Origin of the sequence: Endozoicomonas sp. ALE010, from assembly GCF_049310165.1 — a bacterium.
In the GTDB taxonomy this organism is placed as follows: domain Bacteria; phylum Pseudomonadota; class Gammaproteobacteria; order Pseudomonadales; family Endozoicomonadaceae; genus Endozoicomonas.
The window spans coordinates 1-8983 of record NZ_JBLYNV010000109.1 but is presented as its reverse complement, the minus strand read 5'-3'; the positions used below and the strand labels follow the sequence as shown (position 1 = coordinate 8983).

The following is an 8983-nucleotide window of genomic DNA, read 5'->3' as shown; positions in this document are numbered from 1 at the left end:
GTGGACAAAGGGCTGGAGCGGACACCAGGTCTTAACGAGGCCGTGGCCGTGCTGTTGCCCCAAGTGAACGCACAGAAAGACCAGTTTATTCATCAGCATATCGCCAACCTGCTGTGGGCCATGGCGAAACTGGTGGATAACGGGCAGGAGCACTCACCAGGGCTCTACGAGGCTGTGGTCACGCTATTGCCCCTCGTGAACGCACTGAAAGACCAATTCAATGCCCAGGGTATTGCCAACCTGCTGTGGGCCATGGCCAAACTGGGTGAACTCATTGAGCGGAACCTGGTCATCTCTACGTTCGAATCGCTTGTCTATCGAATCAGTAAGAACCTGCTGTTTTCTCAGGAAGAGATATTGATGTCTCTCTGGGGAGTAATGGTATGCTGTGCCAGGTTATCTCTAGACTCCAATGCCAATAAAAATAATGTGTTTGAAAAGCACATGGATGACCTGTTGACTCGCCTGGAAAATACATCGCCAGATAATGAAGATGATCAATCCATCATGTTCATGGCCGCAAGTTGGCTTGGCAGAGCCTGTCCGGTCGTTCGCCATTACCAGACAAACATTTCAAGAACCCAGGTCGACTTCCGCGATCAACTCCGATCATGTCTGCCCTCTTTAAAGATTGAAGAAGAAAAGAGTCTGAACTCATTACCTCCGGTTGACCTGCTACTTACAGATCACAACATTGTGATTGAAGTTCAAGGCCCCTCTCATTACGTGGGTGGTGATTTCAAAACCAGGAAGGGTTCAACTCTGCTGAAAATCGCACTGCTGCAAAAAGCAGGATTTGAGGTCATTGAAATCCCGGCTAAACGGCTTTTGAACAAAGATTTAATGAAACCATACATTGATCAAATAAAGACCAGGATAGGCATCCCGCCACAGGAGCATGGCTCTGTATCACTTAAAAGAAGGTGGGCAGATGCTGCATACGTGACTGGTGAAAAACATTTAGCAGAGCAAACCAACCCGGCAAAGAGAAAGAAAACAAACAGCCAGTAATCGCCTTCCTCCCATCATGACTCAAGTAAACTTTTCCGCAAAATGAACTTCTGAGCAGAACAGCAGTCTGCTTTTTATATTTTCATGAATTAATGAAATATAATTATGGATAGAAGTTCTGCTGGTGTCAGTGGTCAATACGCAAGATCAGGTAGTGATGATAACCAACCGAATGACCGTGCCGCTTACAGGCGTGGGCGATATAGACAAGCCACAGTCAGACAGAGGGATAATACCCCACGCACAACTCCGAGGCGTAATAAAGCTTACCATTCTGCTGCCGCAGGCCCTTCTCAATATCTACTGCACCGTTCAGTAAACCCTGCTCAAAATTTTAATGCTCTCACCAAAAAGGAAATAATGGCTGGTCTGGTGAGTAAATCGGATCGTTTCGGTCATCGCTATGATGGGAGAGATCACGGCCTATATGCCAGTTCCATTAAAAAATACACGTCAGCGTCTAAAAGGCCTTTAAATCGAGTGGAACAAAGCCAGCTGATGCGTTTGCTGCAAAATTTCACAGCAACGCGGAGCTGGAATTGGCGAAGCCTGACGACGACACTCCACTCATTTACTTCAGCGGGTGTTTTTACCCCTCATAAACCCTTGGATGAGCGTGTCAGGCGTACTCAAGCTGCCTTATTGTCAACAATACTTGATGCAATAATATTCAAGTGCAACCAAAAACATGAAGCCAGCTATGTTGGTGCCCAGGAAATCGCCAACCTGCTGTGGGCTATGGCGAAACTGGTAGACAGCGGGCAGGAGCGAACACCAGGGCTCAACGCGGCTGTGGGCGCACTGTTGCCCCACGTGCACGCACAGAAAGACCAATTTATTCCTCAGCATATTGCCAACCTGCTGTGGGCCATGGCGAAACTGGTGGACAACGGGCTGGAGCGCACAGCAGAGCTCAATGAGGCTGTGGTCGTGTTGTTGCCCCACGTAAACGTACAGAAAGACCAATTTATTCCTCAGGCTATCGCTAACCTGTTGTGGGCCATGGCGAAACTGGTGGACAACGGGCTGGAGCGGATATCAGGGCTCAACGAGGCCGTGGCCGCCCTGTTGCCCCTCGTGAACGCACAGAAAAATCAATTTACTCCTCAGCATATCACCAACCTGCTGTGGGCCATGGCGAAACTGGTGGACAATGGGCTGGAGCGGACACCTGGGCTCAACGAGGCCGTGGCCGCGCTGTTGCCCCAAGTGAACGCACAGAAAGACCAGTTTAATGCCCAGGGTATCGCCAACCTGCTGTGGGCTATGGCGAAACTGGTGGACAACGGGTTGGAGCGGACACCAGAGCTCAACGAGGCCGTGGCCGCCCTGTTGCCCCTCATAAACGCACAGAAAAACCAACTTAATGCCCAGGGCATTGCCAACCTGATGTGGTCCATGGCGAAACTGGCGAACAACGGGCTGGAGCGGACACCAGGGCTCAAAGAGGCGGTGGTCACGCTGTTACCCCACGTGAGCGCACAGAAAGACCAATTTAATCCCCAGGGAATCACCAACCTGCTGTGGGCCATGGCGAAACTGGTGGACAACGGGCAGGAGCAGACACCAGAGCTCAACGAGGCCGTGGCCGCGCTGCTGCCCCATGTGAACGCACAGCAAAACCAATTTATTCCGCAGCATATCTCCAACCTGCTGTGGGCCATGGCGAAACTGGTGGACAACGGGCAGGAGCAGACACCAGAGCTCAACGAGGCTGTGGCCGCGCTGTTGCACTGCGTGAACACACAGAAAGACCAATTTAATCCCCAGGATATCGCCATCCTGCTGTGGGCCATGGCGAAACTGGTGGACAAAGGGCACGAGCAGACACCAGATCTCAACAAGGCCGTGGCCGTGCTGTTGCCCCACGTGAACGCACAGAAAGCTAACTTTACACCACAGGCAATCACCAACCTGCTGTGTGCCATGGCGAAACTGGTGGACAACGGGCAGGAGCAGACACCAGAGCTCAACGAGGCCGTGGCTGCCCTGTTGCCCCTCGTGAACGCACAGAAAAACCAACTTGATGCCCAGGGCATTGCCAACCTGCTGTGGGCCATGGCGAAACTGGTGGACAACGGGCAGGACCAAATACCAGGGCTCAAAGGGGCGGTGGTCACGCTGTTACCCCACGTGAATGCACAGAAAAACCAATTTAATGCCCAGGGAATCGTCAACCTGCTGTGGGCCATGGCGAAACTGGTGGACAACGGGCAGGAGCAGACACCAGTGCTCAACGAGGCCGTGGCCGCGCTGTTGCCCCATGTGAACGCACAGCAAAACCAATTTATTCCTCAGCATATCGCCAACCTGCTGTGGGCCATGGCGAAACTGGTGGACAACGAGCAGGAGCAGACACCAGAGCTCAAAGAGGCTGTGGCCGCGTTGTTGCCCTGCGTGAACACACAGAAAGACCAGTTTAATGCCCTGGCTATTGCCAACCTGCTGTGGGCCATGGCGAAACTGGTGGACAAAGGGCAGAAGCGGACACCAGATCTTAACAAGGCCGTGGCCGTACTGTTGCCCCATGTGAACGCACAGAAAGACCAATTTATTCCTCAGCATATTGCCAGCCTGCTGTGGGCCATGGCGAAACTGGTAGACAACGGGCTGGAGCAGACACCAGGGTTCAACGAGGCCGTGACCGCGCTGACGCCCCTCGTGAATGGACAAAAAGCTAACTTTAAACCGCAGGGTATCGCCAACCTGCTTTGGGCCATGGCAAAACTGGTGGACAACGGGCTGGAGCGGTCACCAGGTCTCAAAGAGGCCGTGGCCGCCCTGTTGCCCCTCGTGAACGCACAAAAAGCTAACTTTAAACCACAGGAAATCGCTAATCTGCTTTGGGCCATGGCGAAACTGGGTGAACTCATTGAGCTGAACGTGGTTACCTCTACGTTCGAATCGCTTCTCTATCGAATCAGTAAGAACCTTCAGTTTTCTCAGAAAGAGATATCGATGTCTCTCTGGGCATTAATGGTATGCTGTGCCAGGTTGTTTCTGGACTCCAATGCCAATAAAAATAACCTATTTGAAAAACACATGGATGACCTGTTCATTCGTCTGGAAAATACATCGCCAGATAATGGAGAGGATCAATCCATCATTACCATGGCTGCAAGTTGGCTTGGCAGAACCTGTTCGGTCGTCCACCATTACCAGACAATCATTTCAAAAAACCAGGTCGACTTCCGTGATCAACTCAAATCATCTATTCCAGCTTTGACGATCGAAGAAGAAAAGAGTCTGAACTCATTACCTCCGGTTGACCTGCTTCTGCCAGATCACAACATGGTGATTGAAGTTCAGGGCCCCTCTCATTACGTAGGTGGTGATTTCAAAACCAGGAATGGTTCGACTTTGCTTAAAATCGCACTGTTGCAAAAAGCAGGATTTGAGGTCATTGAAATCCCGACTAACCAGCTTTTGAACAACGATTTAATGAAACCCTATATTGATCAAATAAAGATCAGGGTAAGCATCGCGCCACAGGAGCATGGCTCTGTATCACTTAAAAGAGGAGGGTGGGCAGGTGCTCCATACGTGACTGGTGAAGAACATTTAGCAGAGCAAACCAACCCGACAAAGAGGAAGAAAACAGGCAGCCAGTAATCGCCTTCCACCCATCATGACTCAAGTAAACTTTTCCGCAAAATGAACTTCTGGGCAGAACAGCAGTCTGCTTTTTATATTTTCATGAATTAATGAAATATAATTATGGATAGACGTTCTGCTGGTATCAGTGGTCATTACGCAAGATCAGGTAATGGTTACAACCAACAAGATGACCATGCCGCTTCATCAAGGCGTGGACGATATAGACATGCCACAGTCAGACAGTGGGATAATACTCCACGCACTACACCGGGGTGTAATCAATTTTACCAATCTCCTGCCGTATGCCCTTCTCAACATCTACAGCGCCGTTCAATAATCCCTGCCCAAGATTTTAATGCGCTCATCAAACCAGAAATAATGGATGATCTGGTGCGTAAATCGGTCCGTTTCGGTCATCGCTATGATGGGAGAAATCACGGCCTGTATGCCAATTCAATTAAACAATACACATCCGCTGCGAAAAGACCGTTAAATCGAGCGGAACAAAGCCAGCTGATAGGTCTGCTGCAAAATTTTACCATAACACGGCGTTGGGACTGGCGAAGCCTGACGACAACACTTCACTCATTGACTTCTGCAGGTGTTTTTACCCCTCATAAACCCATGGATGAGCGTGTCAAGCTTACTCAAGCGGCCTTATTGTCAACGCTACTTGATGCAATAATATTCAAGTGCAACCAAAAACCTCAAGCCAGGGACATTGATGCCCGGGGAATCGCCAACCTGCTGTGGGCCATGGCGAAACTGGTGGACAACGGGCTGGAGCAGACACCAGAATTCAACGAGACCGTGCCCGCGCTGTTGCCCCACGTGAACACACAGAAAGCTCACTTCAAACCACAGGAAGTCACCAACCTGCTGTGGGCCATGGCGAAACTGGTGGACAACGGGCTGGAGCGGACACCTGGGCTCAAAGATGCTGTGGCCGCCCTGCTGCCCCTCCTGAACGCACAGAAAAATCAACTTAACGCCCAGAGTATTGCCAACCTGCTGTGGGCCATGGCGAAACTGGTGGACAACCGGCTGGAGCGGACACCAGGGCTCAACGAGGCCGTAGCCACCCTGTTGCCCCTCGTGAACGCACAGAAAAACCAATTTATTCCTCAGCATATCGCCAACCTGCTGTGGGCCATGGCGAAACTGGTGGACAACCGGCTGGAGCGGACACCAGGGCTCAACGAGGCCGTGGCCGTGCTGTTGCCACAAGTGAACCCAGAGAAAGCTGACTTTAAACCACAGGAAATCGCAAGCCTGCTGTGGGCCATGGCGAAACTGGTGGACAACCGGCTGGAGCGGACACCAGAGCTAAACGAGGCCGTGGCCACCCTGTTGCCCCTCGTGAACGCACAGAAAAACCAATTTATTCCTCAGCATATCGTCAACCTGCTGTGGGCCATGGCGAAACTGGTGGACAACGGGCCACAGTGGACGCCAGGGTTTAACCAAACCGTGGCCGCGCTGTTGCCCCAAATGAGTGCGCAGAAAGCCAACTTTACACCACAGGGTATCGCTAACCTGCTGTGGGCCATGGCGAAACTGGTGGACAACGGGCAGGAGCACACACCAGAACTCAAAGAGGCTGTGGCCGTGTTGTTGCCCCACGTAAACGTACAGAAAGACCAATTTGTTCCTCAGGGTATCGCCAACCTGCTGTGGGCCATGGCAAAAATGGTCGACAACGGACAGGAGCACATACCAGGACTCAAAGAGGCCGTGGCCGCGCTGTTGCCCCATGTGAACGCTCAGAAAGACCAATTTAATGCCCGGGATATCGCCAACCTGCTGTGGGCCATGGCGAAACTGGTGGACAGCGGGCTGGAGCAAACACCAGAGCTCAAGGACGCTGTGGCCGCACTGTTGCCCCACGTGAACGCACCCAAAGACCAAGTTATTCCTCAGCATATCGCCAACCTGCTTTGGGCCATGGCGAAACTGGTGAGCAGCGGGCTGGAGCGGACGTCGGGTCTCAACGAGGCCGTGGCGGCGTTGTTGCCCCACATTAATGCACAGAAAGCTCACTTTAAACCACAGGAAATCGCCAACCTGCTGTGGGCCATGGCGAAACTGGTGGACCGCAGGCAGGAGCGAACACCAGAGCTAAAAGAAGCAGTGACCGCGCTGTTGTGCCAAATGAACGCACAGAAAGCCAACTTTAAACCTCAGGAAATCACCAACCTGCTGTGGGCCATGGTGAAATTGGTGGACAACGGGCAAGAGCAGACACCAGAGCTCAACAAGGCCGTGGCCGGGCTGTTGCCCCACATGAACGCACAGAAAGCCCAATTTAATGCCCAGGACATCGCCAACCTGCTGTGGGCCATGGCAAAACTGGTGGACAGCGGGCAGGAGAAGATACCAGGGCTCATGGAGGCCGCGGCCGCGCTGTTGCCCTACGTGAACGCACAGAAAACTAACTTTACACCACAGGCAATCGCCAACCTGCTGTGGGCTATGGCGAAACTGGTGGATAAAGGGCAGGAGCAGACACCAGGGCTCAACGAGGTTGTGATCTCGCTGTTGCCCCTCGTGAACGCACAGAAAGATCAATTTACTGCCCAGGGTATTGCCAACCTGCTGTGGGCCACGGCCAAACTGGGTGAACTCGTTGAGCTGAACGTGGTTACCTCTACGTTCGAATCGCTTCTCTATCGAATCAGTAAGAACCTTCAGTTTTCTCAGAAAGAGATATCGATGTCTCTCTGGGGAGTAATGGTATGCTGTGCCAGGTTGTTTCTGGACTCTAATACCAATAAAAATAACCTATTTGAAAAACACATGGATGACCTGTTCATTCGTCTGGAAAATACATCGCCAGATAATGGAGAGGATCAATCCATCCTTGCCATGGCTGCAAGTTGGCTTGGCAGAACCTGTTTGGTCGTCCGCCATTTCCAGACAACCATTTCAAAAAACCAGGTCGACTTCCGTGATCAACTCAAATCATCTATTCCAGCTTTGACGATCGAAGAGGAAAAGAGTCTGAATTCATTACCTCCGGTTGACCTGCTACTGCCAGATCACAACATGGTGATTGAAGTTCAGGGACCGTCTCATTACGTGGGTGGTGATTTCAACACCAGGAATGGTTCGACTTTGCTTAAAATCGCACTGTTGCAAAAAGCAGGATTTGAGGTCATTGAAATCCCGACTAACCAGCTTTTGAACAACGATTTAATGAAACCCTATATTGATCAAATCAAGACCAGGATAGGCATCCCGCCACAAGGTCATGCCTCTGTACCACTTAAAAGAGGGTGGACAGATTCTGCATACGTGACTGGTGAAGAACATTTAGCAGAGCAAATCAACCCGGCAAAGAGGAAGAAAACAAACAGCCAGTAATCGCCTTCCTCCCATCATGACTCAAGTAAACTTTTCCGCAAAATGAACTTCTGAGCAGAACAGCAGTCTGCTTTTTATATTTTCATGAATTAATGAAATAAAATTATGGATAGAAGTTCTGCTGGTATCAGTGGTAAATACGCAAGATCAGGTAATGATGACAACCAACCGGATGAGTCTGCTGCTGCTTCAAGGCGTGGACGGTATAGACAGTGTACAGTCAGACATCGGAATAACCCCCTCCGCCCTACCCCGTGGCATAATGAATTTTACCATTCTTCAGGCCCATGCTCTTCTCAATATCTAGTGCGCCGTTCCGTCAACCCGACTCAAGATTTTAATGCCCTCATCAAACAGGAAGTAATGGATGATCTGGTGAGTAAATCGGAACGTTTCGGTCATCGCTATGATGGGAGAAATCACGGTCAGTATGCCAGTTCAATTAAAAAATACTCATCAGCTGCTAAAAGACCGTTAAATCGAACAGAACAAAGCCAGCTGATGCGTTTGCTGCAAAATTTTACTGCAACACGGAGCTGGAATTGGCGAAGCCTGACGACAACACTTCACTCATTGACTTCAGCGGGTGTTTTTACCCCTCATAAACCCATGGATGAGCGTGTTAAGCGTACTCAAGCTGCCTTATTGTCAACGCTACTGGATGCAATAATATTCAAGTGCAACAAAAAAGCTGAAGCATGGGAGATTGATGCCCAGGGAATCGCCAACCTGCTGTGGGCCATGACGAAACTGGTGGATAACGGGCAGGAGCAGACACCAGAATTCAACAAGGCCATGGCCGCGCTGTTGCCCCACGTGAACGCACAGAAAACTCACTTTAAACCACAGGAAGTCACCAACCTGGTGTGGGCCGTGGCGAAACTGCTGGACAACGGGCAGCTGCGTAAAGCAGAGCTCAAAGAGGCCGTGGCCGCCCTGTTGCCCCTCGTGCAAGCACAGAAAAACCAACTTAATGCCCAGGGCATTGCCAACCTGCTGTGGGCCATGGCGA

The 8983-nt window shown here is 51.1% G+C and carries 4 protein-coding genes; all 4 read left to right on the top strand.

All coding sequences use genetic code 11. The annotated features are described in order from the left end of the window. Nucleotides 1-1011: RAP domain-containing protein (locus ACO6UY_RS23425; RefSeq protein ID WP_422463971.1), on the top strand; the 1011-nt coding region annotated here is incomplete at its 5' end. Between the two features lie 105 nt (nucleotides 1012-1116). Continuing rightward, the gene (locus tag ACO6UY_RS23420) at nucleotides 1117-4623 is read left to right on the top strand and encodes a DUF1601 domain-containing protein (RefSeq protein WP_422491467.1); all 3507 of its coding nucleotides are present in this window, start codon (nucleotides 1117-1119) and stop codon (nucleotides 4621-4623) included. 105 nt (nucleotides 4624-4728) lie between these two features. Next, nucleotides 4729-7971 (top strand): DUF1601 domain-containing protein, encoded by a 3243-nt coding sequence (locus ACO6UY_RS23415; protein WP_422463947.1) that lies wholly within the window; start codon nucleotides 4729-4731, stop codon nucleotides 7969-7971. A gap of 105 nt (nucleotides 7972-8076) precedes the next feature. Next, a partial coding sequence (locus ACO6UY_RS23410; protein ID WP_422463949.1) for a hypothetical protein occupies nucleotides 8077-8983 on the top strand: 907 nt, incomplete at its 3' end.

Excerpts from the sequence above, each read along its gene's own strand:
- ACO6UY_RS23420 (WP_422491467.1), top strand. The coding sequence starts at position 1,117 with ATGGATAGAAGTTCTGCTGGTGTCAGTGGTCAATACGCAAGATCAGGT.
- ACO6UY_RS23415 (WP_422463947.1), top strand. The coding sequence starts at position 4,729 with ATGGATAGACGTTCTGCTGGTATCAGTGGTCATTACGCAAGATCAGGT.